This is a genomic window from Haemophilus parainfluenzae (genome assembly GCF_900450995.1).
Classification (GTDB): domain Bacteria; phylum Pseudomonadota; class Gammaproteobacteria; order Enterobacterales; family Pasteurellaceae; genus Haemophilus_D; species Haemophilus_D parainfluenzae_O.
The window spans coordinates 560,138-584,249 of the sequence record NZ_UGHY01000002.1 but is presented as its reverse complement, the minus strand read 5'-3'; the positions used below and the strand labels follow the sequence as shown (position 1 = coordinate 584,249).

Genomic DNA, 24,112 nt, shown 5'->3' with positions numbered 1-24,112 from the left:
AGAAATTATTTAATAATAACTTGTGGTTCGTTATCTGTCGCATTTTCAATATGACCGATTAACCAGGCATTTTCACCGGATTGTTTTAAAATCGCTAAAGCGGTTTCCACTTGCGATTGTGGTAATGCAATCACCATACCAACGCCACAGTTAAATGTGCGGTACATTTCATAGGTTTCAATGTTGCCTTTTTCTTGTAACCATTTGAATACGGGTTGCCATTCCCAACTGCTTTCATCAATAACCGCTTTGGTATTTTTCGGTAATACACGAGGGATATTTTCCCAGAAACCGCCACCCGTTAAGTGTGCGATAGCATGGACTTTCGTTTGTTTGATTAAAGCGAGAACAGATTTTACATAGATTTTTGTCGGTGCAAGCACTTGTTCACTTAATGGATGACCATCTAATTGCTCAGTGGCTAGGTTGACGCCAGCAACATCAATGACTTTACGAATTAAAGAATAACCATTTGAATGCGGGCCACTTGAACCTAGTGCAATTAAAGCATCTCCTACTTTAACTTGGCTACCATCAACGATTTCTGATTTTTCGACGACACCCACACAGAAACCTGCTAGGTCATAATCGCCAGCGTGGTACATACCTGGCATTTCGGCAGTTTCACCGCCGACTAATGCACAACCCGATTGTACACAACCTTCAGCGATACCTTTTACCACATCAGAGGCAACATCGACTTCAAGTTTTCCAGTCGCATAGTAATCTAAGAAGAATAATGGTTCGGCACCTTGCACGACTAGATCGTTAACACACATTGCAACCAAATCAATACCGATAGTATCGTGTTTTTTTAAGTCAATGGCTAAACGTAATTTGGTTCCTACACCGTCTGTACCGGAAACAAGGATAGGTTCTTTATATTTGCCTGGAATGGCACATAATGCACCAAACCCACCTAATCCCCCGATGACTTCAGGGCGAGTTGTCCGTTTTACGTGTGGTTTAATACGTTCAACTAATTCGTTACCGGCATTGATATCCACGCCTGCATCTTTATAACTTAATGATGGTTTGCTCACAATGTTGTCCTATATTTTTAGGTTAAATGATAAAACGGCGTGATTGTATCAGATTAAGCAAACGTTTGCGATAGTGATTTAATTGGGTTTTAACTAAAAAAATAACCGCACTTTATTTTAAAGGATAAAGTGCGGTTATTTTTTAATGTATTTTTAGCGATTCGCTAATTCAAAAATCATCGCTTCAGCTTGGCAGCTAAATGTAAAACGCGCCGTTAAATTGGCGCCATTTTCAGTTTCTGTGATTTCACTTTTAATGTCGCAAGGATCGCTTTCTGTTTTGCGTGCTTTTTCCATGAAACGATTAAGTGCCGCTTCAGCTTCAGCTTTATTCGCATAGGTTTGATGAATATCAACAGCGCAATCTGAACCGTCAATAATCGTACCCACATCAACACAACTACAAGTGAGAGATTCTTCTGCTTTGCATGTTACTGTCATAGGATTTCCTTATTTCAAATTAAGATTGGTTTTATTCTAGCATTTTTAAAACGCTCTGCCAAAGTAGCCGCATTTTTTAAATTTAAATATCATTTATTTATCACTGGTCGGAACACTTTTAAATTAATCTAAAATAATTTGCACTCAATAGATTCGGGTTTTAGAATCGCCCAGATTTTTATTTATAACAAAGGTTTCCAAATGAAAAAATTTAATCAATCTGTATTAGCAACTGCGATGTTATTAGCAGCTGGTGGGGTAAATGCTGCAGCGTTTCAATTGGCGGAAGTATCGACTTCAGGTCTTGGTATGGCTTATGCGGGTAATGCAGCAGTAGCAGATAATGCATCTGTAGTGGCTACCAACCCTGCGTTAATGACTGAGTTTAAAAAAGCAGAGTTTTCTGTTGGTGGTATTTTAGTTGATGCAGATGTTGATGTTGCTGGATCTATTGGTGGCGTACCTGCTAATCATAAAAATGTGATTCCAAATGCAATCGTTCCAAACATGTATGCTGTTGTTCCTGTCACAGAGCGTTTCGCATTAGGTGGAGGATTAAACGTAAATTATGGTTTGAAATCTGAGTATGGCAATCAATATGCTGCTGGTGTTTATGGCGGTAGAACAGAATTGACAGCATTAAACTTTAATTTAAGTGGGGCATATGATCTTGGTTATGGATTTAGTGCGGGTTTCGGTTTAAATGCGATTCACTCAGATGCAGAGGTTGAACGTCATCTAGGCATCGGTGGTAAAGCGATTGCTCGTCAGTTACAGGCTAAAGCGACTCAAGCAGCTAATGCAGGACAGGCGGTTCAGGCTGCTCAGTTAAATGCTGTTGCGGGTCAATTAGCAAATATGCCATCAAATACATCTGTGTCAAAAATTAAAGGTGATAAATGGAGCCTTGGTTGGAATGCAGGGTTAACTTATAAATTAAATGAAAACCATCGCTGGGGCTTAGCATATCATTCTGCTGTAAATGTTAAGTTTAAAGGTGAATATTCAAATCAATTCCCTGTTGCTTATAATGCATTACTAATGCGTTTAGCTGCTTCAGGTGTTTCTTTACCGATTAGTCAAGCGACAGGTGGGGAAAATGTGCCAGGAAGTTTAACGTTAAATTTACCAGCTTATTGGGAATTCTCTGGTTTCCATAAAATCACGGATAAATTAGCTGTTCAATATAGTTATAAATATACTGAATGGAAACGCTTAAAAAGCTTAACAGCATATGGTAATAATGGTAATACCTTATTCCATAAGGATGAGAAATTTAGTAATGCATCACGCTATGCTCTAGGTTTTTCTTATAATGCAAATGACGCCTTGACATTGAGAGCAGGCGTTGCATACGATAAGAGTGCAAGCGTAAATCATCCTTCTATTTCAATTCCAGATACAGATCGTATGTGGTATAGCTTAGGTGCAACTTATCGTTTTACGCCAAATCTATCTGCTGATTTCGGATATTCACATTTACGTGGTAAGAAAAATAGCTTTAAAGAAGGCTTATCTGGTCAATTTAAAGTGACTTCTAAAGCTAATCTTTACGGTTTAAATATTAACTACCGTTTCTAATTTAGAAAAAATCAAGGATAATAAAGCACACTTCCACACGAGGTGTGCTTTTCTTTTATAAAATAAGGCGAAAAATGACCGCACTTTATTACACTTATTATCCCTCACCAGTTGGATGTCTTTTGATTTTATCTGATGGTGAAAGTATTACTCATATTGATTTTGAAAAAGAGCAATATGCGCCTAATCCAAAATGGCACAAGAAAGATGAATTGCCTATTTTTCAAAAAGTGCGGTTGGCTTTTGAACGATATTTTAATGGGGAAGTTGAGCGTTTTTCAGACATTCCTTTAAAACCAGAAGGCACCGTGTTTCAACAAGCGATTTGGCAAGCCTTGCGAGAAATTGATTATGGCGAGCTTTCAACTTATGGAGAGCTGGCGTTACGGATTAATAATCCTAAAGCTGTTCGTGCCGTGGGTGGCGTGGTAGGCAGTAATCCGATTAGCATTATTATTCCTTGTCACCGAATTTTAGGTAAAGATCGTACTTTAACTGGTTTTGGTGGTGGCTTAGAGGCAAAACGTTTTTTATTACAGTTAGAAAAAATTCCTTATATTGATAAAGGCACTGAAAACACGAAGCCTCGCTTTTTTAAGAAATATCACGAATGATTCCACAAAACCTTGAACAATTGCTTTCCCAAGCACAATCAATTGCAGGCTTAACTTTTGGGGAGTTAGCTGATGAATTGCATATCCCCGTCCCGCTTGATTTAAAACGTGATAAAGGCTGGGTAGGCATGTTATTAGAGCGCGCTTTAGGCGCAACGGCAGGGAGTAAAGCTGAACAGGATTTTTCTCATTTAGGTGTTGAACTTAAAACGTTACCGATTAATGCTGAGGGTTATCCTCTTGAAACCACTTTTGTGAGCCTTGCCCCATTGGTACAAAATTCAGGGGTTAAATGGGAAAATTCCCACGTTCGTCATAAACTTTCTTGTGTACTTTGGATGCCAATTGAAGGCAGCCGTCATATTCCATTACGTGAACGCCATATCGGCACGCCAATTTTATGGAAGCCAAGCGCTGAGCAAGAACGTCAATTAAAACAAGATTGGGAAGAGTTGATGGATTATATTGTGCTCGGAAAGTTAGATGAGATTACGGCACGTATTGGTGAAGTCATGCAGCTGCGTCCAAAAGGTGCTAACAGCAAAGCCATTACGAAAGGCATTGGTAAAAATGGGGAGGTGATTGATACCTTGCCGCTGGGGTTTTATTTACGGAAAGAATTTACGGCAGGCATTTTAAACGCTTTTCTTAATCATAAAAATGGGTGAATCATCACCCATTTTTTATTTTTCTAAGTTCTGAAAAACACGGAAAAACCCCACCGCACTTTGTAAAGTCTCACCATAAAAAATGAGTGGAATACGATGTCGTTGCCAAGGCGTAACACCGAGCTCTTGCCAGATTTTTTTCATGGTTTCGGCAGGACGATTATGTTGTCGTTTTACCTTGCCAGTATAAGCAAATCGTATTTGAATCGGTTCTTGCGTATCGGCAAGTTGAACCTGTTTTTCGTTCCAATTGACTAAAATACCTGTCTCATTGTGGGTTGCATAAATTGTTCCAAGATTATCAGGCAAAGTAATCTGTTGATTTAACGGCATATCAAGACAAGTTTTCGACAAATCAACGAATTTCTCTGTTAAATAGAGACGTTGTTGATATCGGCGAATAATATGTTCTCCGAGTTGAAATTGGGGGGTTGCATCTGCTTTGGCTTTAATTACATCATCAATAATATGTGCTAATTGAATCTGCGTTGGCATGGCTATCTGATTTTTAGCCAACCACATTCGTAAAAGTGCGGTTTGTTTTTGCAATGAATAGTCTAGAAAATTTACGAGTGAAAACTGTTTTTGATCCTCAAGAAGATGTTGCTCAAAGCAAGTTTGTAATAATTCATTAATTAATTGTTGTTGCTCAAAACAATGTTGTGCGGCACGCTGAACTGCATGATCAAAATGTCCCCAGCGTTGGCGTATTTCAGGCAAAATTTGGTTACGTAAGAAATTGCGATCGTAATGATTATCTTGATTACTTTCGTCTTCGACCCAAGACAGATTTTCTTGCTGAATGTAATCTTCTAATTCATTACGGGTAAAAGAAAGAAGCGGGCGTAGAATAGGCATCCCGAACAATTGACTTTCTTTCTGCATTGCGCCTAAACCTTGTAATCCTGCGCCTCGTTTTAGCGCTAGGAAAAAAGTCTCAGTTTGATCATTTAAATGATGTGCAGTGACCAGATATTCATCTGGCTGAATATGTTTCAAAATCGCCTGATAACGCGCTTCTCTTGCCCCAGCTTCAATGCCATCGTGCATTTCCACTTTGACTTTTTCAATAATAAGTGGAATGGCAAATTGTTTACAGAGTTGTTGGCAATGAGCCGTCCAAGCACCCGCATTCGGGCTTAATCCATGATGGATATGGATAGCTCGCAGACTTAAGTGCGGTCGTTTTTCGCTGAGTTTTTTAACTAAAGAAAGCAGTGCAGTTGAATCCAAACCACCGCTAAAAGCGATGAAAAGCTTATTGGCGGTGGTTGGGATTTGTGCTTGGAATAATGAAAAAAGATCCATTAGGCAACTTTAACAGCTTTGTAGTTTGTGCTTGGATTTAAGATCTCAAAACGTGCTGCAATAGGTTGGAGTTCGTAAGATTTTAAATCAAAGGTAGTTTTCATTACGCCCGCCACCGCATTATTCATTTTTTCAAAAGCTTCTACATCATTGCCACAGTTTAAGTAATGCGCCAAGAAAGTCCCCGCAATTAAATCACCCACACCAACAGGTTCAAAGCTAAATTTATAAAGTGGACGATTTAAATGCCATACACCTTCAGGTGTCGCCATAATAATTTCAAAGGTATTGGGATCATTTAATTTACCTGCTTTTCCTAGGTGTTTGACCAACACTTTTTTCACACCTTTGGCAACTAACGCATTAGCCGCTTTGAGGACATCTTCAAACGTATTGATAGGGAAGTCAGAAAGCGTACGAAGCTCAGAAAGGTTTGGCGTCATAATATCTGCACGTGGAATGGCTTTTTCAATTAAGCGTTCACGTACACCATCCGCCACCACGCAGACTTTTTCGGCATTTGGCATCACTGGATCGCACAAGTAAAGTGCATTTGGGTTACGTGCTTTGATTTTTTCTAAAGCATAGATAATTTTGTCAACTTGCTCAGCTGAACCTAAATAGCCAGAAAGCAAAGCATCACATTCTTGCAGTTTTCCAATGGCATCTAAACCGTTGGCGATCTCACCAATTTGTTCTTGTGGGATCACCATCCCTGTCCATTTACCATATTGAGTATGGTTAGAGAATTGCACGGTATTGAGTGCCCATACATCCACGCCTAATAGCTGCATTGGAAAGGTGGCAGATTTATTACCAGCGAAACCATAAACTACGTGAGATTGGATTGCTAATACGTTTTTCATTTTGAGTTCTCCTTTTATATTATTTTAGGCATTGATGCTGTTTCTTGCATCCATGCAACATTTTTTTCAAAACACAAAAAGAGCGGTTAAACTAACCGCTCTTTTTCTATTTTATTAACAATAACCGTAAGACATTAAACGTTCATAACGTCTTTCTAATAAGCCATCTTTGTCGAAGGTATCGAGTTCGTTTAGTTCTTCAATAAGGCATTGTTTTAAATTACGTGCCATTTCATGATAATTACGATGCGCACCACCTAATGGCTCTTGAACGATATTATCAATTAAACCTAACTCTTTTAAACGAGTTGCGGTTAAGCCCATGACTTCTGCTGCGGTTGACGCTTTTTCTGCGCTTTTCCATAAGATAGAAGCACAGCCTTCTGGTGAAATAACAGAATAAGTTGAATATTGCAACATATTCACTTTGTCACCCACACCAATGGCTAATGCACCACCAGAACCGCCTTCACCGATTACCGTACAGATAACAGGCACTCTTAATGTAGACATTTCACGTAAGTTACGAGCAATGGCTTCAGATTGACCACGTTCTTCTGCACCGATGCCTGGGTAAGCCCCTGGCGTGTCGATAAAGGTAATAATAGGCAAGTTAAAACGCTCAGCCATTTGCATTAAGCGTAACGCTTTACGATAGCCTTCAGGTGCTGGCATACCAAAGTTACGTGTTACTTTATCTTTTACTGTACGACCTTTTTGGTGACCGATAATCATTACCGCGCGACCATCTAAACGAGCAAGACCACCTACGATTGCTTTATCATCTGCAAAGGCACGATCGCCCGCAAGTTCTTGGAAATCAGTAAAAATATGTTCGATATAATCAAGCGTGTATGGACGATTTGGGTGACGTGCCATACGAGAAACCTGCCATGCATCAAGATTTGCAAAGGTTTTTCTAGTTAATTCATCGCTTTTCTTTTGCAAGCGTTTAATTTCATCGTGTAAATCAATTTTGTCATCAGATGCTGAACGTAGCGCTTCAATTTTGGCTTCAAGTTCAGCAATAGGTAATTCAAAATCTAAATATTCTTGGCTCATTTCTTATCCTAAAATATCGTCAAAAGTTGCCCGCACTTTATCAAGATTTAAGGTGCGGTGCAAATGGTTTTCACTGGTTGGAGCGGATTATAAATATTCCTTTTTTAGTAATGATAACAAAAACAAAAATGTGGAACAAATCACGACAGAAGGCCCCGCAGCAGTATCATAAAAGGCGGAAAGGAATAACCCGCCAACGACGGAAAGCATACTGATTAAAATCGCAATAAACACCATTTGTTCAGGTGTTTTGGCAAAACGTCTTGCTGTTGCGGCGGGAATAATTAATAGCGATGTAATAATCAGAGCTCCAACAAACTTCATACTTAAGGCAATGGTAAGTGCGGTCAAAATCATCAAAATAAATCGCATTTTTTTAATGTTAATGCCTTCCACTTGAGCCAGTTCAGGTGAAACTGTGGTGGAGAGTAAGGCTTGCCAGAAGTAAAGCAATGTGCCTAATACAATGACGACACCCACGCCAATATAAGGTAAATCGTTAAAATTAATAGCGAGCAAATCCCCAAAAAGATAACTCATTAAATCTACGCGGACATTTTTAAGCAAACCAACCGTGACCACACCAAGAGAAAGACAACTGTGTGCGATAATGCCTAAAAGGGTATCCACTGAAAATTGCGTGTTACTTTCGAGCCATACCATTAATACGGCAAGAATAATCGTCAAAATCACAATGGCAACATAAGGATTAATTTGTAAGAAAATGCCTAATGCCACACCGAGTAAGGCCGAGTGGGAAAGGGTATCACCAAAATAAGCCATTTTACGCCATACCACAAAGGCACCCAGTGGTGCGGTAATTAAGGAAAGCAGTAAGCCCGTAAGCAAGGCGGGAAATAAAATCTCAAACATGATTTTTCCTTATTGTTGGCATTCTGATGGATTGGCGCTGTAACTACAAACATCACCATGCATATTATGGTGGTGATTATGATGGTGTGTATAAAAGCCCACATTTTGTGAGATTTGATTGCCCCAAAGGCGCATAAATGTGGGATCATTCGACAGGCTTTCTGGTGTGCCGGCACAGCAAATATGTTGATTGATGCACAGCACTTCTTTACTGTCCGCCATCACGATATGCAAATCATGGGAAACCATTAATACTGCGCAATTTAAGGCTTGTTGAGTACGATGAATTAGCTGATAAAGTTCAGCTTGACCATTAATATCCACCCCTTGAGTGGGTTCATCTAGCACCAGTAAATTGGGTTTATTCAAAATCGCACGGGCCAATAATACACGTTGCATCTCGCCACCAGAGAGTTTTTGCATATTATTTTTTCTCAAATGAGTAATAGAGAGTTGCTCAAGTGCGGTTGATATTTCTTGTGTTTTAACACCTTTTTTGAGCGCCAGAAAACGCTCAACCGTCATCGGTAAGCTGTGATCGAGGTGAATTTTTTGTGGGACATAGCCAATTCTGACATTCGCGCTATAAATCACTTCACCGGATGTTGGCGCTTGTAATTTTAATAAGGTTTTTAAAAGAGTTGATTTTCCCCCACCATTTGGCCCAACAATGGTGATAATGGAATTGGGATAAATGCTGAGATTAATATTCCGCAATGCGGTCTTTTGTTCAAAGACCACATTGATATTTTTCAGTGTAATTAGTGGTATTGGTTGGGCTGGTTGAATGGCGTGAATTTGCATAATCCCCCCTTTAAAAATAGCCTACTAAAATAGCTCATTTCCTTATTTTTCTCAAGAAATTCCGACAATGCCTAATATTTAGGCATAAGATTTTATATTTTTAGGGTAAAATGAATTTTTCCCAGAGTTTGTAGTCTGAGAAACGAAAAACTTTTTACTCATTTTAAAGGTATCAAATGGTTCAACACGTTAAATTAGCCAGAGATAGACGGAAACGAAAATCCCGCATAAAAGCGGCGATTTTTTTCGCCGCACTTTTGCTTATTTTAACGGGCATTTTCCTCGCCTTTAAAGATACCGCTGATTATGATCCTTCTCTGCAAAGTAATCTTGAACCAGAGATGGTAGATAACGTTCAATATCAATCTCTGACACCTGAAAAAACGGAATCGGGTAATCCTCAATCTCAAGAAGGCGAACATCCCGAAGTAAAACAACATGCTAATACGGAAGATGCAACTTCTTATGATGATGAACTTCAAGCCAAAGATGATGAAGTCGATGAAATCAAACCGCAATTTGATGATCTTAATGATTTACCAAAAGATGCTCAAGATGCGCTGAGTGGTATTTTAGATGTGGCCGATCAGGCATTGCGTATTACCGATCAATTTAGTCATACCGTGGTGCGTGGCGACTCCTTAAAAGATGTGTTAGAGCTTTCAGGTTTGGAAGATGATACAGCGAAGAACTTAATTGCCGAATATCCTGAATTAAAAAATTTACGCGCAGGTCAGCAGTTCTATTGGATTTTAGATAAAGAAGATCAGCTGGAGTATTTAAACTGGTTGGTGTCTGAAAAAGAAGAACGTATTTATGAACGCACGGAAGACGGTAAGTTTAAACGCCAAATTCTAGAGAAGAAAAGTATCTGGAAGAAAGAGGTGTTAAAAGGAACAATTAACGGATCTTTTGCATCAAGTTTGCGTGATTTAGGTCTAGATGGTCGTCAAATCAGCCAATTAAGCTCAGCATTACAATGGCAAGTAAGCCTTCAAAAACTCAGTAAAGGTACTAAGTTTGCGATTTTGGTATCACGTGAATATTTAGGCGATAAATTAACTGGTCAAGGTAACGTTGAAGCCATTCACATTATGGCAGATGGTAAGAGCTATTATGGTATTCAAGCAGCGAATGGTCGCTACTACGATAAGCAAGGGGAAACCCTTGGCAAAGGTTTTGCGCGCTATCCATTACAACGCCAAGCACGTATTTCGTCACCATTTAACCCAAATCGCCGCCATCCGGTAACGGGACGTGTTCGTCCGCATAAAGGGGTAGACTTTGCTGTTTCACCAGGTACGCCAGTTATTGCGCCAGCAGAAGGTGTGGTGGAAAAAGTGGCTTATCAAGCCGGTGGTGCAGGACGTTATGTGGTGATACGCCATGGTCGTGAATATCAAACGGTGTATATGCATTTAAGTAGTGCTTTAGTGCGTGCGGGCCAAACAGTGAAGAAAGGGGAGCGCATTGCATTAACTGGTAATACGGGTATTTCAACCGGTCCACACTTGCACTACGAATTTCATATCAATGAGCGAGCGGTGAACCCGCTTACGGTGAAATTACCAGGTACCAGCAGCGGTATGGCAACTGCAGAGCGTAAGCAATTCTTAGTCCGAGCGAAAGAAGTTGAAAGAACATTAAAATTATAGTGAATAAAATGCGGTCAAATTTGACCGCATTTTTATAGGCCTAAAAAATTAGCTGAAAACTGACCGCTCTTCATCTTTTCTCTTTTTCCTCAATATGCTATCCTCTTTGCATTTTAGAATTATTCTCATTTTTATGATTAAGAGACGTTATCTGATTTTTCTGTTGATCGTGCTTTCCTTTGTTTCACTTTTTCTCGGGGTAAGTACCGTTAATTTACAAGGATTACTGAAGTTTGAGGGTAATCAATGGCAGATCTTTTTAATTAGTCGCGTGCCTCGCTTAATCAGTATCTTGATTGCAGGTGCATCCTTAAGTATTTGTGGCTTAGTGATGCAGCAACTCAGTCGAAACCGATTTGTTTCTCCCACCACTGCGGGCACAATGGACAGTGCAAGATTAGGGATTTTAATGGCGATGCTGTTTTTCCCAACAGCTTCGATGTTGTTAAAAACCACCATTGCGGTCATCGTGTCTTTCCTTGGCACATTGTTATTTATGACGATTCTGTCCCGTTTGAAATTCAAGGACACGATTTTTGTGCCCTTAGTGGGGATTATGTTTGGTAATATCATCAGTTCAATTACTGCCTTTATCGCTTATAAAGAAGATTTATTGCAAAACTTATCTGGATGGCTGCAAGGGGATTTTTCTCTTGTGATGTCTGGTCGCTATGAATTGTTGTATTTCAGTATTCCTACACTTATCGTGGCTTATTTATTTGCGCATCGTTTTTCTATTGTCGGGATGGGGAAAGATTTTGCGGTTAATCTAGGTCTAAATTACAACCAGATCCTTTATCTCGGATTGCTCATTGTGGCGGTCGTGTCTTCAATTATTATCGTGTCTGTTGGCGTGATCCCTTTCTTGGGTTAATTATCCCGAATATCGTCACCCTTTATTTAGGGGATAACTTGAAGAAAGTGTTATCTCATACTGCCTTATTAGGTGCGGTATTTGTCTTATTCTGCGATATTTTAGGTCGAAGTGTGATTTATCCTTATGAGATTTCCATTAATGCCGTGGTGGGTGTATTTGGTAGTGGTATCTTCTTATTTTTATTATTAAAGCGGTATAGAAATGGCTAAGAAATCTTCTTCTCAACTGATTGTATTATCGTTGTTAGCCATTGTTTCTCTTGCACTTTATTTAGGCTACAACTTACCAAACCGTTGGCAATATGCCTTGGAAAATCGTGCCTTATCCTTAATTGCGATTGTGATTACAGGCGCGGCAATTGCACTTGCTACGATGATTTTCCAAACGGTTGTGAATAACCGAATTCTCACGCCGAGTATTTTGGGTTTAGATTCGCTGTATTTACTGATTCAAACGACGATAATTTTCCTTTTCGGCTCAAGCACATTGCTTTCAATGAATTCGATTGCATTGTTTGTCTTGTGTACGGGATTAATGATGGCGTTTTCATTAGTGCTTTATCACTTCCTGTTTAAGAAAGAAAACCAAAATATTTTCTTCTTGTTGCTTGTCGGGATTATTTTCGGCACCTTCTTTGGTAGCTTAACGACGTTTATGGAAGTGTTGATTGACCCAAATGAATTCCAGATCGCACAAGATATTGGCTTTGCCAGTTTCAACCGAATCAATACACAAATCTTGTGGGTCGCATTAGCCATTTTAGTCGCGACCATTGTTTTTAGTCTGAGATATTGGCATTGCTTTGATGTGTTGGCGTTAGGGCGAGAAAATGCCATTAACTTAGGGATCGATTACCAAAAGACCTTAAAAATCCTATTAATTCTCGTGGCAATTTTAACGTCAGTGTCGACCGCACTTGTTGGCCCACTTACTTTCCTTGGGTTATTAGTGATGAACGTGACCTTTGAATTTGTTCGTGATTATCGTTACAAGGTACTCATTCCTGCCGCGATGTTAATTTCCATCATAACCTTGGTTTTAGGGCAATTATTAGTGACCCATATTTTTACGTTCCGCACGACATTAAGCATCATCGTTAATTTTGTCGGCGGTGTGTACTTTATTTATTTGTTATTAAGAGCAAACAAAAAATGGCAATAGAAATTCGCAATATTACTAAAAGTTACGGAAGCAAAAAGGTGGTGGATAATGTATCCGTTACTATTCCTACGGGGAAAATTACGTCTTTTATCGGACCGAATGGCGCGGGGAAGAGTACGGTGCTGTCTATTATTAGCCGTTTGTTAAGTGCTGATAACGGAGATGTGTATCTCAATGGTGAATTGCTCAATCGCAAAAAAAGTAGTGATATTGCGAAACAGCTTGCGATCTTAAAGCAAACGAACAACATTAATCTGCGTCTAACCATTGAAGATTTAGTCTCGTTTGGGCGCTTCCCTTATTCCAAAGGAAACTTAACTCAAACTGACCGCACTTTTATTGATAATGCTATTGCCTATATGGATTTAGATGATATTCGCCACCAATATATCGATAGTTTAAGTGGCGGTCAGCGGCAACGTGCTTATATTGCGATGACACTTGCTCAAGATACCGATTATATTTTGTTGGATGAACCATTAAATAATCTGGATATGAAACATTCAGTGCAGATCATGCAAGTTTTGCGTAAATTAGCGACAGAACTCAACAAAACCGTGGTGATTGTGATTCATGATATTAATTTCGCCTCTTGTTATTCAGACTATATTGTTGCCATGAAAAATGGAAAACTAGTGCACCAAGGTGAAGTTAACCACATTATGCAATCAACCGTATTACAAGATATTTATGACATGGCGATTCCGATTCAGGATATCGACGACCATAAAATTGCCGTTTATTTTAGATAAATAAGGAAATCTTCATGAAAAAAACATTATCAACTTTAGCACTTTCACTCTTCGCACTTTCTGGTGTTGTACAAGCTGCGGATATTACGGTGGAAAATTCCGTTGGAAAACAAGTCGTGCCACAAAATCCACAACGTGTGGTGGTTCTCGATTTTGGTGCAGCAGACACACTTCGTGCATTAGGTGTGAAAGATAAAATTGTGGGCTTCCCACAAAGCGGAAAACTCCCAACTTATCTTGCAGAATTTGCAGACAAAAAATATAAAAATGTCGGCGATTTGAAAGAACAATCATTGGAGCAAATTAACGAACTTAATCCGGATTTGATCATTGTTTCTAAGCGTCAAGAAAAAATGATCGATAAATTTAAAGAAATTGCGCCAGTATTTAATGTTGAAAATGACTACAATAATTACTACACAAGTTTTCAACAAAATGTGACCGCACTTGGTCAGGTTTTTGGTAAAGAAAGTGTCGCGAAAGAAAAACTTTCAGCATTGGAAAGCAAGGTTGACCAAGTCGCAAAAGATGCTAAAGACAAAACAGCTTTGTTGGTATTGGTTAATGAAAGTAAAATCAGTGCTTTTGGTGACGGTTCTCGCTATGGCATGGTGTATCAAAAATTTGGTTTTAAACCGATTGATAACAGCATCAAATCGTCTACGCATGGACAAAGCGTTGGTTTTGAATATATCTTAGAAAAAAATCCAGACTTTTTACTTGTAGTGGATCGTACAGCGGCCATTACAGAAAAAGCCAACAATGCGCAAAAAGTATTGGATAACGATATCATCAAACAAACCAAAGCATATAAAGATGGACACATTGTGTACCTTGATGCAGCCAATTGGTATCTTGCGTTTGGTGGCTTAGAAAGCATGGAAATCATCGCACAAGAACTTGATCGTGCAGTGAAAAAATAATACGAAAAATTATTTAAAAGGGCAGTCAAGGATTGCCCTTTTTATATGTAAATTAATCTTTACACATATCAATAAACTTCCTATCATATCGGCATCATTTAATAAAACAGAGCTTATTTTATGCTGACATTTAATCCACAAGATCCGTTCTCTTGCTTTGTCACTCAAAGCCTTTCCATGAAAAGTGCGGTCGAAAATGCACAACGTTTTGCGATGTTTGATGTGCCGCTTTTAATTCAGGGTGAAACTGGCACGGGTAAAGATTTATTAGCAAAAGCTTGCCATTTTGCGAGCTTGCGTCGTGAGAAAAAATTCATTGCAGTAAACTGTGCAGGCCTGCCGGATGAAGATGCGGAAAGCGAAATGTTTGGGCGTAAAGTGGGTGACAGTGAAACCATCGGTTTTTTTGAATATGCTAACGAAGGCACGGTGTTGTTAGATGGCATTGCCGAGCTTTCATTAAGTTTGCAGGCAAAATTATTGCGTTTTTTAACGGATGGTTCTTTCCGTCGAGTGGGGGAAGAAAAAGAACATCATGCAAATGTTCGGGTGATTTGTACTTCACAAGAACCGATGGAAAAGTTGTTAGAACAAGGGAAATTGCGCAGTGATTTATTCCATCGCTTAAATGTCTTAGCACTAAATGTACCGCCATTACGTGAGCGAGTGGAGGACATTCAACCTTTAACGGACGGTTTTTTACAAGAAATTAGCACGCAGCTTAAGATTCCAATGCCGCAATATGATGCTGATTTTTTGAATTATTTGAAAGGGCAGACTTGGCAAGGTAATGTGCGAGAGCTTTACAATGTCTTGTATCGTGCCTGTTCCTTAGCGAAAAATAACCAGCTTAATATTGAAAGTTTAAATTTAAAACCCGTACAAAGTGCGGTCATTTCTGCGGATGATTTTGGTGAGCAAACCCTGGATGAGATTATGGGGCAATATGAGGCGAGTGTATTGCGTGCTTTTTATGCTCAGTATCCAAGTACACGAAAATTGGCACAACGATTAGGCGTATCACACACGGCGATCGCCAATAAATTAAAACAATACGGTATTAGTAAATAATTTCTGACAGTTTAGGGAATTGTTTACAAAGTTTGAGCCATTCGACTTTATCAATTTGTACATTGAGGATAAATTCACCTTCATCCGAAATTTGTTCGTGACGAATGCTATCTAATTGATAGAGCGCATGGCGAATTTTGCCCTCTTGAGGGAGCAGTGTGAGGGTGAAAGAAAGTATCTCATTTTTCAACCGCACTTTAATGGCTTCAAGTAGCAGATCTAATCCTTCACCTGAATGTGCTGAAAGGTAAACAGCAACGGGCTTATTCTCGTCATCATATTCAATATGGGGCGCCACATTTTCCAATAAATCGATTTTGTTATACACCAACAATACCGGTACTTTGTCAGCCTTAATTTCTTCCAATACTAAATTCACGGCTTCAATATTTTCGATCTTTCGAGCGTCTGCTGCATCAATGACGTGCAATAACAAACTGGCTTCTACCGTTTCTTGCAAGGTAGATTTAAAAGCGGACACTAAATCATGGGGGAGTTGGCGAACAAAACCAACGGTATCCGCGAGAATTGCCGTACCAACATCTTGAATTTGTAAACGTCTTAATGTGGGATCGAGGGTGGCAAAAAGCTGATCCGCGGCATAGACATTCGCTTGCGTGATGAAATTGAATAGTGTTGATTTTCCCGCATTGGTATAACCCACTAAGGAAATGGTGGGAATATCTGCTTTTTGGCGAGTTTGGCGATTTTGATTACGTTGTTTTTCGACTTTCGCCAAACGATTTTGCAACTGTGCAATACGAACCTTGATTAAACGGCGATCCGTTTCTAATTGCGTTTCCCCTGGACCACGTAATCCAACCGCACCTTTTTGCTGATCTAAGCCTGTTTTTCGACGAACTAATCGAGTGGATAAATGCTTAAGCTGAGCTAATTCAACTTGTAATTTCCCTTCGTGCGATCGGGCTCGTTGAGCAAAGATATCTAAAATCACCCCAGTGCGATCCACTACACGACATTGGCAGATGCTTTCTAAATTACGGGTCTGAGCAGGGGTTAATTGATGATTCACCAAAACGACATCGGCATCTAAGGCTCTCACTGCATCAGCAATTTCTTGTGCTTTCCCTTCACCGATAAAATATTTCGCTTGAGGTGTCGCTCGGCTCGTGGTGATGATTTGTAAAATCTCAACATTGGCAGATTCTGCTAAAAGTTGGAATTCTTGCAGATCTTCAATGTTTTTATTTTGAGAAAAGAATACATGCACGACGATAGCTTTATCTTTCGCCGATTGGCTATTGTCGCCTGTTTTAGATGACGAAAGTGCGGTTGAAATTTCAGGTGAATTTTCAACCGCACTTAAATTGATGAAATCATTCATTGAACAGAATTATTCTGCTTGTGTTTCTACTTCTGTTGCAGCGTCAGAAGTTTGTGCTGCATGATGGCCGTTATTATTGTGGTGAGAAACAGAACGTGCTGGAACCACAGTTGAAATAGCGTGTTTGTACACCATTTGATTAACAGTGTTTTTTAATAAAATCACGAATTGGTCGAATGATTCGATTTGCCCCTGTAATTTAATCCCATTAACGAGATAAATCGAAACAGGAATACGTTCACGGCGTAACGCATTCAAATAAGGATCTTGTAATGATTGTCCTTTTGCCATTTTGCTATCCTTTGTTGTTATATGTTAATTAATGATAGAAACGAGTTGTCTCCATCACCAAATATAGCAATAAACATTTTTCTTGTCTATGGGTTTATCTCTTTGCTTTCACGCAGTTTTTTCAGAATTGTTTTCATTTTTTCATCTAGTTGTGCATTGAAACGTAATGTTTCGCCCGTTTTAGGGTGTTCAAAGCGAATAGAAAATGCATGTAAAAACAAACGATTGAGTCCGAGATCTTGCATATATTTATCGAATTCTTTATCACCGTATTTATCATCTAGTGCAATCGGGTGACCAGCATATTGAGTATGAACTCGGATCTGATGGGTTCTTCCCGTTACAGGCGACGCTTTTACTAAGGTCGCATTTTGATAGCGTTCTTCAATGGAAAATCGCGTTTCTGAAGGTTTGCCTTGTTCACTGACTTTAACGATGCGTTCACCACTAGCCAGCTCATTTTTTAATAAAGGCGCTTGCACGACTTTTACATGAGATTGCCATTGCCCACGAACGAGCGCGAGATAATCTTTTTGTACGGTTTTAACACGAAGTTGTTCGTGTAAGTTGCGTAAGGCAGAGCGTTTCTTCGCTACCAATAAAATGCCCGATGTATCTCTGTCTAAACGGTGAACCAATTCTAAAAAACGGGCTTCAGGGCGTAATGTACGAAGCGCTTCAATTACACCAAAATTCAAGCCGCTCCCGCCATGAACCGCAATGCCAGAAGGTTTGTTCAATACTAATAAACAGTCATCTTCAAAAAGAATATGGCTTTCAAGGGAAGCGACTTTATTCAAGTTTTTAGAAATTGGGGCAGTATTTTTTTCAGAAATACGAACTGGTGGTACACGCACCACATCGCCATTTTGCAATTTATATTCAGGTTTGATTCGCCCTTTGTTCACACGTACTTCGCCTTTACGCAGAATGCGATAAATCAAACTTTTTGGTACGCCTTTTAATTTTGCCAATAAATAATTATCAATGCGTTGTCCTGCTTCATCCTCAGAAATCGTGAGCATTTTGACGGATTGATTGATGATTTTTTCTTGTTTTTCAGTCATTGAATCTGTCCTTTAAAAATTGGGCTGAATCATATCACAATATCCCTGGTGATAATAGCAAGAATGCCTTGCTAATTTAGCCCCGAATGTGGATAATAGAGCGTCTTTCTGCGCCTAAAATTTGGCATTTAGAAAGCGATTTTGTATGTTGGTCAAAACTCAATGCGGCAAACGGCATAAGACATTGATAATCAACATGTTTTTCTTGAAGGTTGATGCTTCCTTGCAATGCGTAATTAACACACCGCATTGTTTTACGAAAATTGTCTTAGATAACAATTGAGTATGCTATCAATGCGCCCAGCAACATACAGTCGTGAGATTGACTGTTCGCGAGAAACACGAGGTCGATGGCTAAGGTCAGTAAATCTGTAAAGTGCGGTTAATTTTCAAGGTATTTTAGATAATTCAAACGAGAAATTGACAATGAAAAGAATGTTAATCAATGCGACTCAAAAAGAAGAGTTGCGCGTTGCGTTGGTCGATGGCCAGCGTTTATTCGACTTAGATATTGAAAGTCCGGGTCATGAACAGAAAAAAGCCAATATCTACAAAGGTAAAATCACTCGCGTAGAGCCGAGTTTAGAAGCTGCCTTTGTGGATTATGGTGCAGAGCGCCATGGCTTCCTTCCTTTAAAAGAAATTGCCCGCGAGTATTTCCCTGCTGATTATGTGTTCCAAGGTCGTCCAAATATCCGTGATATTTTGACCGAAGGCCAAGAAGTGATCGTTCAGGTGAATAAAGAAGAACGCGGCAATAAAGGCGCAGCCTTAACCACTTTTGTTTCCCTTGCCGGTAGTTATTTGGTGATTATGCCAAACAATCCGCGTGCAGGTGGCATCTCTCGCCGTATTGAAGGTGATGAACGTATCGAATTAAAAGAAGCATTGAGTTCTTTAGATGTACCAGAAGGCGTTGGTCTTATTGTGCGTACAGCGGGTGTAGGTAAATCACCAGAAGAATTACAATGGGACTTAAAAGTACTTTTACATCATTGGGAAGCGATCAAACAAGCTTCACAAAGTCGTCCGGCGCCGTTCTTAATTCACCAAGAAAGTGATGTGATCGTTCGTGCGATCCGTGATTACTTGCGTCGTGATATTGGTGAGATCTTAATTGATAGCCCGAAAGTATTTGAAAAAGCGAAAGCGCACATCAAACTTGTACGTCCAGATTTCATCAATCGTGTGAAACTGTATCAAGGCGAAGTGCCGTTATTTAGTCACTATCAAATTGAGTCACAAATTGAATCCGCCTTCCAACGTGAAGTGCGTTTACCTTCTGGTGGTTCGATTGTGATCGATGTGACAGAAGCATTAACAGCGATCGATATCAACTCGGCGCGTTCAACTCGTGGTGGTGATATTGAAGAAACCGCATTAAATACCAACCTTGAAGCCGCAGATGAAATTGCTCGTCAATTACGTTTACGTGACTTAGGTGGTTTAGTGGTTATCGATTTCATCGATATGACACCGGTTCGTCACCAACGTGAAGTAGAAAATCGTATTCGTGATGCCGTGCGTCAAGACCGTGCACGTATTCAAATCAGCCGTATTTCTCGCTTCGGTTTGTTGGAAATGTCGCGTCAGCGTTTAAGTCCGTCATTAGGTGAATCTTCTCACCATGTTTGCCCACGCTGCCAAGGTACGGGTAAAGTGCGTGATAACGAAAGTTTATCACTTTCTATCTTACGTTTAATCGAAGAAGAAGCGTTAAAAGAAAATACGAAACAAGTACACACTATCGTGCCAGTACAAATCGCGTCTTACTTACTTAACGAGAAACGTAAAGCCGTAAGCAGCATCGAAAAACGCCATGATGTAGAGATTATCGTGGTGCCAAATGAAGCAATGGAAACGCCACATTTCAGCGTGTTCCGTGTTCGTGAGGGCGAAGAGCTAAATGAATTAAGCTATAACTTAGCGAAATTCCATGATGCACAAGACGATACATTTGTACCAGAAGAGTCTCTTGTTTCTCGCAATATCGAAACTGCAGCAGTGACATCTGAGCAAGTGATGGAAAGTGCAGCAGTATCTTTATCGATTCCAACAGCTGCACCTGCACCGGTTGAGCGTAAATCGGAAGAACCATCATTGTTTGCGAAAATTGTTGCCGCAATTAAAGGTTTATTTGCTTCTGAACCAAAAGAAGAAGAGAAAAATCAAAATAACCGTAACAATCGTAACAACAACTGTAATAATCGCCGCAATCAAGATCGTCGTAATAATCGTCGTTCTCGCAACAACGAAAACAACGATAATGCGAAAAATACAGATGAAGAAAATGTACGTCCAACTCGCGAGCGTGTAAATAATCGTCGCAATCGTCGTAACGCGAATGAAGAAGTGACATCTGAAAGTGCGGTTAATTTTGCTAATGTTTCTGATGATAATCGTCAAGAAGAAAAAGCAGAGAAACCAGTAGCAGAGCGTCGTCAACGTCGTGATTTACGTAAACGTGTTCGTATTGAGGATAATACAAATAACATCAACGAGAATGTTATTGAGGACGTTGAAGTTCCCGTGATTAAAAATGAAGTGGTTGAAAATAACACTGTTGATAATACAGAAGATAAACCACGTCAAGAACGTCAGCGCCGTACACCTCGTCATTTACGTGCATCAAATAATCAACGCCGTCGCCGTAATGAAGTGAAGTCACCAATGCCATTATTTGCGGCAGTTGCTTCACCAGAATTAGCAAGCGGTAAAGTATGTATCGATTATTCTGCAGTGAATACACCGAAAGAAAATAATTTCTTATCAGTGGATGAGTTGCTTGAGCAAGAGAAAACGAAAAAAGGTGTGATCACCCCGGCAACTGGTATTGTCGTGGAAGAAAAATCAGTTGAAGCACAACCTGCGTTAGATTTCATTACTCAACCGGCAAATGAAGCGGTTCAACAGAAAGTGCAAGAGTCATTAGAACGCTTGCATCATAAATCAGAATCTGTTGCTCAAGTCGAAACAGCTGAAGTTGAACCACAAGAAAAAGCAGAATTTGTTCGTTCTTATGTGTTCACGGGTCGTGCAGGTACTATTTCAGCGGTACAACACACTAAAGCAGCGATGACATTAGCTAAAGCACCAGATGAAGAGTCTAAACCATTCCCAATTGTAGAATGGACGGAGTCTCGCTATTACTTTAACGGTAAAGGCGCCGCAGGCCATCATAGTGCAATTAGTCACATTTACTCTGAACCTACACAAGCAAAATCAGAGTAATATCTTAACCATAAAGACGGAACCAGTAGGTTCCGTTTTTATTTTGTGTATTTTTAAAACATAGTGATTTAAAAGTAGTCAGTCAGATAATTTTTTTATTTTCTTGCTTGACGGAGTGGGGGAAAAAACGTATTATTCACCTCGCTTAAATCACGGAGGAATGGTCGAGTGGTTGAAGGCACCGGTCTTGAAAACCGGCGAGGGTTTACGCCCTCCGTGAGTTCGAATCTCACTTCCTCCGCCATCAAATTCAAAAAATCCCTAAATCGAAAGATTTAGGGATTTTTACTTTTAAGTCTATTAAAAAATATCTTATTTTTTGACCGCACTTTCTTGGGCCTCTTTAAAGGCAAGGTATTCTTCTAAGGTCTCAATCGCTTCTAAACATTTTTGACGGCGCGTTAAATAAATTGCCGCAGTTTGCTTATGCATATCTCGTTGAATATCTGTTTGAGCCGTATTCGCTTGTGCTTTAGCTTCTTCGTATTTTTCCGTGAGTTGCTGCAAGGCTTCATAATACTTTTCTAGACGCTCTCTAGGAGGGAGGCGATGAATGCTATGTTGTGATTTATTACTTGCAACTTGTGGCTCTACTATTTTCGGTTGAATGGGCCTTTTATACTTACGATTCATGGCTTCCGTTAAGACGCTACATTGCCCTAAAAGATGTTCTACCATAAATACAATTTGTTCTTCATTTTGATGAGAAATTTTACATAGCTTAGTTAAGCTTTGTTGGATTTCTTTGAGATAAAAACCGACGGTTTCAAAATCTTCAGTAAATAAAGTGCGGTTAAATTTCGCGTTGATTTTTTTATCTGAGTCAGCTTGATAGACTTGTGTCAGTTGCTGTACTTTTTGTTCGAGCGTATTGAGTAATAATTGAATAGACATAAAAAATCCCCGCATAATGTATGCAGGGATTATAACGATTAAAGGGTCATGGCTGCAATCCAACCAAACGCTAATAATGGGATATTGTAGTGAATAAAGGTTGGCACAACAGAATCCCAAATGTGGTCGTGTTTACCATCTATATTCAAACCAGATGTCGGCCCAAGTGTTGAGTCAGAAGCCGGTGAACCCGCATCTCCTAATGCCGCTGCTACACCTACGATAGCTACTGTCGCAAGTGGTGAGAAACCAAAAGAGAGACAAAGTGGTACATAAATTGAGGTGATAATTGGTACAGTTGAGAAAGAAGAACCAATACCCATGGTAATCAATAACCCAACGAGTAGCATTAAGAATGCCGCAACGCCTTTACTTTGAATCGCACCAGTTGAAAGTGCATCAACTAATTCTTTCACGCCACTTGTGGTATTAATCACATTGGCAAAACCAGAGGCAGCAATCATCACAAAGCCAATCATTGCCATTAAGCGTAAACCTTGTTGGAAAATGTCGTTACTTTCTTTGAGTTTGAAGATACCGAATGCCCCGAAAATGACTAAACCGACTAAACCACCAATAATTGTAGAGCTTGTGAAAAGCTGGGTGGCAAAAGTGGCGACAATGGCGACCGCACTTGCGGTAATTTGAATAGGTTTAATATTCGCAATGTGTTGTTCAATTTCAGCTGTAGTTGGTTCTGCAGTCGTCACCACATACTCGCGCGGTTTGCGATAGGTAACAAATACAGCAGTGAGTAAACCAAGAATCATACCAATAACAGGGATAAGCATAGCAAAAGAAACTTCACCTACACTGGTTTGTAAACCGAGTGGTGCACCAGCAAGATTGATATTTTTTACTAAAACACTTTCGATAAAGATTTTCCCGAAACCGACAGGTAAGATCATATAAGTTGCGGTTAAACCAAAGGTAATAATACAAGCCACTGCACGACGATCGATTTTTAAACGGTTAAAAATAGAAAGTAAAGGCGGCACTACAATCGGGATAAACGCAATGTGTACTGGGAGTAAGTTTTGGGATGAAATGGCGAATAAAAGCAAAATTCCAAGCAGCATATATTTAAACCAGGCTAAATTTTTACCGGTTGGTGTTTTGTTCATTCGGGTAATAATTTTGTAGGCAAGCAAATCAGTGATGCCGGATTTTGAAATCGCAATGGCAAATGCACCGAGCATCGCATAGTTCATGGCCACTTCAGCACCACCACCTAAGCCGCCTGTAAAGGCTTCAATGGTTTTTCCTAAACCTAAGTCACCACATAAGCCTGCAGTCAGAGCGGAAATCACAAGTGCGATAACCACGTTTACGCGCAGCAGGCTTAACGCCAGTAGCACGACAATTGAAATAACAACGGGATTCGATAGCATATTGTTGTTCCTTATTGATTAATTAAAAGAAAAAGGTCGCATAAAAGAAAATTGATTTAAGGTTAAATGTCGCATAGTAATAAACTCCTGTAAATTAATAATAAAACAAAACCCCTCGAAAGTTGCCTTCCGAGGGGTAAGATTTTTTTGATCTTTATCTTGTCAGCTCGGAAGAAATCTTCCAAGCACGCCAA

The 24,112-nt window shown here is 39.7% G+C and carries 21 protein-coding genes, 1 tRNA gene, 1 pseudogene and 1 other annotated feature (1 of these 24 only partly in view); of the genes and pseudogenes, 11 read left to right on the top strand and 12 right to left on the bottom strand.

Annotation, left to right across the window (positions count from 1 at the left end; translation table 11 throughout):
* Positions 1 to 5: 5 nt before the first annotated feature.
* Both purM and DX522_RS02905 read right to left on the bottom strand, forming a co-directional pair.
* Positions 6 to 1,043, bottom strand: coding sequence for a phosphoribosylformylglycinamidine cyclo-ligase (gene purM, locus DX522_RS02910; protein ID WP_049374474.1), 1,038 nt, complete (start codon positions 1,041 to 1,043; stop codon positions 6 to 8).
* A 153-nt stretch (positions 1,044 to 1,196) separates the two neighbouring features.
* A complete protein-coding gene (locus tag DX522_RS02905; RefSeq protein ID WP_115179758.1) occupies positions 1,197 to 1,484 on the bottom strand; it encodes a YfcZ/YiiS family protein in 288 nt (95 codons plus the stop codon).
* A gap of 201 nt (positions 1,485 to 1,685) precedes the next feature.
* On the opposite strand from DX522_RS02905, the gene DX522_RS02900 reads away from it, so the two are divergent.
* From DX522_RS02900 to mutH, 3 genes are all read left to right on the top strand, one after another.
* Entirely contained in the window at positions 1,686 to 3,065 is a 1,380-nt protein-coding gene (locus DX522_RS02900; protein ID WP_115179757.1) for an outer membrane protein transport protein, read from the top strand.
* A gap of 74 nt (positions 3,066 to 3,139) precedes the next feature.
* A complete protein-coding gene (locus DX522_RS02895; protein ID WP_049374472.1) occupies positions 3,140 to 3,679 on the top strand; it encodes a methylated-DNA--[protein]-cysteine S-methyltransferase in 540 nt (179 codons plus the stop codon).
* Positions 3,676 to 4,347: a DNA mismatch repair endonuclease MutH gene (gene mutH, locus DX522_RS02890; protein ID WP_049374471.1), complete on the top strand. Its 672-nt coding sequence runs from the start codon at positions 3,676 to 3,678 to the stop codon at positions 4,345 to 4,347. The genes DX522_RS02895 and mutH overlap by 4 nt, the downstream gene beginning before the upstream one ends.
* Before the next feature lie 15 nt (positions 4,348 to 4,362).
* On the opposite strand, the gene tilS is transcribed toward mutH, so the two are convergent.
* From tilS to znuC, 5 genes are all read right to left on the bottom strand, one after another.
* Positions 4,363 to 5,655, bottom strand: a complete 1,293-nt coding sequence (gene tilS / locus DX522_RS02885; RefSeq protein WP_115179756.1) for a tRNA lysidine(34) synthetase TilS — start codon at positions 5,653 to 5,655, stop codon at positions 4,363 to 4,365.
* Positions 5,655 to 6,521 carry a pyridoxal kinase gene (pdxY, locus tag DX522_RS02880; RefSeq protein WP_115179755.1) on the bottom strand — a complete coding sequence of 289 codons (867 nt, stop codon included), beginning with the start codon at positions 6,519 to 6,521 and terminating at the stop codon, positions 5,655 to 5,657. The genes tilS and pdxY overlap by 1 nt, the downstream gene beginning before the upstream one ends.
* A 114-nt stretch (positions 6,522 to 6,635) precedes the next feature.
* Positions 6,636 to 7,583, bottom strand: coding sequence for an acetyl-CoA carboxylase carboxyl transferase subunit alpha (gene accA, locus DX522_RS02875; RefSeq protein WP_115179754.1), 948 nt, complete (start codon positions 7,581 to 7,583; stop codon positions 6,636 to 6,638).
* 87 nt (positions 7,584 to 7,670) lie between these two features.
* Positions 7,671 to 8,456: a zinc ABC transporter permease subunit ZnuB gene (znuB, locus tag DX522_RS02870; protein ID WP_115179753.1), complete on the bottom strand. Its 786-nt coding sequence runs from the start codon at positions 8,454 to 8,456 to the stop codon at positions 7,671 to 7,673.
* A gap of 9 nt (positions 8,457 to 8,465) precedes the next feature.
* Entirely contained in the window at positions 8,466 to 9,260 is a 795-nt protein-coding gene (znuC, locus tag DX522_RS02865; RefSeq protein WP_115179752.1) for a zinc ABC transporter ATP-binding protein ZnuC, read from the bottom strand.
* A gap of 176 nt (positions 9,261 to 9,436) precedes the next feature.
* Between znuC and mepM the strand changes: the two genes are divergently transcribed.
* The 6 genes and pseudogenes from mepM to DX522_RS02835 all read left to right on the top strand — a co-directional run bounded on the left by mepM (position 9,437) and on the right by DX522_RS02835 (position 15,699).
* Positions 9,437 to 10,915: a murein DD-endopeptidase MepM gene (mepM, locus tag DX522_RS02860; protein WP_115179751.1), complete on the top strand. Its 1,479-nt coding sequence runs from the start codon at positions 9,437 to 9,439 to the stop codon at positions 10,913 to 10,915.
* Positions 10,916 to 11,048: 133 nt separating this feature from the next.
* Positions 11,049 to 12,001 (top strand): annotated as a pseudogene (locus DX522_RS02855) (ABC transporter permease).
* On the top strand, positions 11,994 to 12,953 hold the full coding sequence (locus DX522_RS02850; protein WP_049364474.1) for an iron chelate uptake ABC transporter family permease subunit: 960 nt from the start codon (positions 11,994 to 11,996) through the stop codon (positions 12,951 to 12,953). The pseudogene DX522_RS02855 and the gene DX522_RS02850 overlap by 8 nt, the downstream one beginning before the upstream one ends.
* A complete protein-coding gene (locus tag DX522_RS02845; RefSeq protein ID WP_049364475.1) occupies positions 12,944 to 13,705 on the top strand; it encodes an ABC transporter ATP-binding protein in 762 nt (253 codons plus the stop codon). Before DX522_RS02850 ends, DX522_RS02845 begins: the two co-directional genes overlap by 10 nt.
* 14 nt (positions 13,706 to 13,719) lie before the next feature.
* Complete coding sequence (locus DX522_RS02840; protein ID WP_115179750.1) at positions 13,720 to 14,628, top strand: siderophore ABC transporter substrate-binding protein; 909 nt, start codon at positions 13,720 to 13,722, stop codon at positions 14,626 to 14,628.
* Between the two features lie 120 nt (positions 14,629 to 14,748).
* A complete protein-coding gene (locus DX522_RS02835; RefSeq protein ID WP_115179749.1) occupies positions 14,749 to 15,699 on the top strand; it encodes a sigma 54-interacting transcriptional regulator in 951 nt (316 codons plus the stop codon).
* Here DX522_RS02835 and hflX read toward each other — a convergent pair.
* The 3 genes from hflX to rluC all read right to left on the bottom strand — a co-directional run bounded on the left by hflX (position 15,689) and on the right by rluC (position 18,402).
* Complete coding sequence (hflX, locus tag DX522_RS02830; protein ID WP_115179748.1) at positions 15,689 to 17,044, bottom strand: ribosome rescue GTPase HflX; 1,356 nt, start codon at positions 17,042 to 17,044, stop codon at positions 15,689 to 15,691. The two genes, DX522_RS02835 and hflX, sit on opposite strands and share 11 nt — an antisense overlap.
* A gap of 9 nt (positions 17,045 to 17,053) precedes the next feature.
* Positions 17,054 to 17,335, bottom strand: a complete 282-nt coding sequence (gene hfq / locus DX522_RS02825; RefSeq protein WP_070715258.1) for an RNA chaperone Hfq — start codon at positions 17,333 to 17,335, stop codon at positions 17,054 to 17,056.
* An 86-nt stretch (positions 17,336 to 17,421) separates the two neighbouring features.
* Positions 17,422 to 18,402 carry a 23S rRNA pseudouridine(955/2504/2580) synthase RluC gene (gene rluC, locus DX522_RS02820; RefSeq protein ID WP_115179747.1) on the bottom strand — a complete coding sequence of 327 codons (981 nt, stop codon included), beginning with the start codon at positions 18,400 to 18,402 and terminating at the stop codon, positions 17,422 to 17,424.
* A 426-nt stretch (positions 18,403 to 18,828) separates the two neighbouring features.
* Here rluC and rne point away from each other — a divergent pair, with 426 nt between their 5' ends.
* Both rne and DX522_RS02810 read left to right on the top strand, forming a co-directional pair.
* Positions 18,829 to 21,633, top strand: coding sequence for a ribonuclease E (gene rne, locus DX522_RS02815; protein WP_115179746.1), 2,805 nt, complete (start codon positions 18,829 to 18,831; stop codon positions 21,631 to 21,633).
* A 154-nt stretch (positions 21,634 to 21,787) separates the two neighbouring features.
* A tRNA-Ser gene (locus DX522_RS02810) sits at positions 21,788 to 21,877 on the top strand.
* A 68-nt stretch (positions 21,878 to 21,945) separates the two neighbouring features.
* On the opposite strand, the gene priC is transcribed toward DX522_RS02810, so the two are convergent.
* Both priC and DX522_RS02800 read right to left on the bottom strand, forming a co-directional pair.
* The gene (gene priC / locus DX522_RS02805; RefSeq protein ID WP_115179745.1) at positions 21,946 to 22,527 is read right to left on the bottom strand and encodes a primosomal replication protein PriC; all 582 of its coding nucleotides are present in this window, start codon (positions 22,525 to 22,527) and stop codon (positions 21,946 to 21,948) included.
* Between the two features lie 38 nt (positions 22,528 to 22,565).
* A complete protein-coding gene (locus DX522_RS02800) occupies positions 22,566 to 23,918 on the bottom strand; it encodes a Na+/H+ antiporter family protein (RefSeq protein WP_115179744.1) in 1,353 nt (450 codons plus the stop codon).
* 103 nt (positions 23,919 to 24,021) lie between these two features.
* Positions 24,022 to 24,112 (bottom strand) — a sequence feature (His leader region); it runs 37 nt beyond the window's last position.